The sequence below is a fragment of the Halorubrum sp. AD140 genome, from assembly GCF_034497445.1.
GTDB lineage: Archaea > Halobacteriota > Halobacteria > Halobacteriales > Haloferacaceae > Halorubrum.
The window spans coordinates 1-3124 of record NZ_JAXRUU010000119.1 but is presented as its reverse complement, the minus strand read 5'-3'; the positions used below and the strand labels follow the sequence as shown (position 1 = coordinate 3124).

The following is a 3124-nucleotide window of genomic DNA, read 5'->3' as shown; positions in this document are numbered from 1 at the left end:
GGGAACGCGGCGACCTCACAGGCCGCGCCGAGCGCGACGACGTTCCGCATGATCGCCCCGCCGGCCTCCTCGGCGAGCCGCTTGAGCGGGACGTCGATCCCGATCATCCCGTCGGGGATCTCGACGTCCTGCATCGTGGTCCGTTCGCCGTCGTAGATGATCACCGAGCCCTCGTGGAGCTCCTCGAGGTTCTCCTCGATGGTCCGGGGCGTCAACGCGATGAGCACGTCGAGCCGGTCAACGACGCTCTGTACCTTGTCGACGGAGGTCCGCACCTTGTACGCGGTGTAGCCACCTCGGATCCGCGAGGCGAAATCCTTCGACGTGAACACGTGTCGACCCGCCCGAGAGAGCGCTTGCGCGAAGATCTTCCCGGTCGAGTCGATGCCGTCGCCGGCTTCCCCGCCGACGGCCCAGTTGAAGTCCGCAGCCATGCTATGCCGGAGCTTTCGCCGGACTCATCAAAAGACTTCTGGAAGGAGCTACCGAGAATTTTCTGGACATACGTGTACTTTCTCGCGAATATTGACGCTTGTGAGTCCCTACAATCGCGTTCGAGCGCTTCACGGTGAACGAACGTTTTCTCAAATCCTCGAGATCGGACTTCCCAGTCACGGGTCGTTTCGACGTTCGTCGAAATACCGAGGTCGCGCGGCGGCGACGCGCACTGGCACCGACGCGGTTCGCTCCGTCACCGACGGCGGCTCGATTCGCCGGCGGCTTTCGACACGGGCAGCACCGACGCGGACGGGAACACGTTTGTGTCCGCCGACCGGATCGGCGGTATGGACACGACAGCGACGGTCAGCGCGGTCGAGACGGTCGGCCGCGACACGTACGCCCTCCGCTTCGAGGCGCCCGACGGGTTCGCCGCCGAGCCCGGCCAGTTCGTGAAGCTCGGGACCGAGATCGACGGCGAGCCCGTGGCTCGCTTCTACACGCTCTCGTCGCCGACAGTCGGCGACACCTTCGAGGTCACGGTGGGGATCGATCCCGAGGAGGGCGGCGACTTCTCCGCGTTCCTCGCCGGCGCCGAGGCGGGCACGGAGATGACCCTCTCGGGTCCGTTCGGCGACCAGCACTACGACGGCGAGCCGCGCGCGGTCGTGATCGCGGGCGGTCCCGGCGTCGGCCCGGCGGTCGCCATCGCGGAGCGCGCGCTCGACGACGGCGCCGAGGCCGCGGTCGTCTACCGCGACGACGACGTGTCGCACGAGGACCGGCTGGACGCGCTGGCGGAGCGCGGCGCCGCGATCCACCTCCTCGACGCGGACGAGGCGCTCGACGGCGCGGTCGCCGAGGCGCTGACGGGAGCCGAGGGCGAGACCGTCTTCGTCTACGGCTTCGCCGACCTCGTCGCAGACGCCGAGGCCGCGATCTCGGCCGCCGGCGGCGACGCCGACGCCGCGAAGGTCGAGAACTTCGGCTAGACGCGATATATTACGCCCTAGCAGCTCATTTATAACGAAGGAGTTGGGTATCTAGCGGGGATACCTCCAAAGCCCCAGCCGCTCGGCGATACGTCGCCGCAGTCGTTGTGACGGAGAACACCTCCAAAGCCCCAGCCGCTCGGCGATACGTCGCCGCAGTCGTTGTGACGGCGAACACCTCAAAAGCCCCAGCCGCGAGGACTCGCGTGACTCGCTGCGCTCCTCGGTCGCTCACTTCGTCGCCGGCGCGTAGCGCCGGCTGCCAGAGGGACCTTCGGTCCCTCGCTGTTCGCTCTCTGCGGTGCTTGCGTCGTCAGGCTTCGTCCTTCCGAGAGACTCCGTCTCTCGTCTTCCCGCTCGCGCTGCTCGCGGGAATCACGGCTGCCCCTTTGAGTCCCACCCCGACCGCACAGCACCGCAGCCTCACACCTCCCCAACCTCGTCAGTCGCCCTCCGCGTTGCTCCGGACGACTGACTCCCTCGCGGACTCCTCGCGGTCGCCGGCGGCGACCGCTCGGAGGCGCGCCACCGCGATCCGTCTGCGGATTACTCTCCGAAGTAGTCGGCCAGCCGCTCCGCGGCCTCGACGGCGCGCGGGGTGACGAGGGCGAACCGGATCCACTCGTCGCGGGCGACCCCGAACGCCTCGCCGGGCATCCCCGCGACGCCCGCCTCGTCGACCAGGCGCTTCACGTTCGCCATCGTCCCGGGGAACCCCTCGAAGCGCGCGAGCACGTAGAAGGCGCCGTCGGGGCGGCTGTACTCGGCGCCGGCCGCGTCGAGCGCCTCGGTGAACGCGTCCACGCGGTCCGCGAGAAGCTCGCGGGCCTCCGCGTAGTAGCTCGGCGACGTCTCCGCGAGCGCGTGGTGGACCGCGTGCTGCGAGGGCCGCGGCCCGGCGACGTTCACGAGCATGTGCCGCGTCTTCGCGTCGTCGACGTGCTCGGCGGGGAAGAGCCCGTATCCGACCCGAAATCCCGTGATCGCCATCGACTTCGAGAAGCCGTTGGTGACGATCACGCGGTCGGACCCCAGCGTCAGCGCGGACTCGAAGCGGCCGGTCAGGTCGAAGTGGTCGTACACCTCGTCGACCAGGACGAGGGCGTCGACCTCGTCCGCGACCGCGACGACCTCGCGGACCGTGTCGAGGTCGTAAATCGCCCCCGTCGGGTTGTTCGGCGTGTTCAGGACGATCAGCGCGGTGTCCGCGCTCGCGGCCTCGCGGATCGCCGCGACGTCGAGATCCCCGTCGCGCTCGGTCGGAACGAACGTCGACTCGCCCCCGAGCATGTCCACCTTGCCCGGGTAGTACGGGTAGACGGGGTCGGTGAGCAGCGCCTCGTCTCCGGCGCCGCGGTCGAGCGCGCGCGCCATCGCGAGGTAGTTCGCCTCGCCGGTTCCGTTCGTGACGACGACCCGATCGACGTCGACGTTCCGCCGCTCGGCGATCGCCTCTCGGAGCTCCAGCAGTCCCTCGCTGGGAGGGTACTGAAACGCGTCCGGCGGGAGGTCGGCGTACTCGCGGAGCGCCTCCCGCAGCGCGGTCGGCGGCTCCCAGTCGGGGTTGCCGCTCACCATGTCGATGACGTCGCCGTCCGCCGCGGCCGCGTACTGCATCACGTGAAAGAACTTCGGCTCCTCGTACTCCATACGGGCGGGTCGGGCGCGCCCGCCGTGGCTCTTTCGGCACGAGA

General features: G+C 69.1%; 3 protein-coding genes. 1 reads left to right on the top strand and 2 read right to left on the bottom strand.

The genetic code is table 11. The annotated features are described in order from the left end of the window. The coding region (locus U4E84_RS16410) for a 2-oxoacid:acceptor oxidoreductase family protein (protein ID WP_322533187.1) at nucleotides 1–434 on the bottom strand (434 nt) is incomplete at its 3' end. Between the two features lie 351 nt (nucleotides 435–785). On the opposite strand from U4E84_RS16410, the gene U4E84_RS16405 reads away from it, so the two are divergent. After that, entirely contained in the window at nucleotides 786–1430 is a 645-nt protein-coding gene (locus tag U4E84_RS16405) for an FAD-dependent oxidoreductase (protein WP_322533186.1), read from the top strand. A gap of 546 nt (nucleotides 1431–1976) precedes the next feature. On the opposite strand, the gene U4E84_RS16400 is transcribed toward U4E84_RS16405, so the two are convergent. Then, a complete protein-coding gene (locus tag U4E84_RS16400) occupies nucleotides 1977–3080 on the bottom strand; it encodes a pyridoxal phosphate-dependent aminotransferase (RefSeq protein WP_322533185.1) in 1104 nt (367 codons plus the stop codon). Nucleotides 3081–3124: the final 44 nt, after the last annotated feature.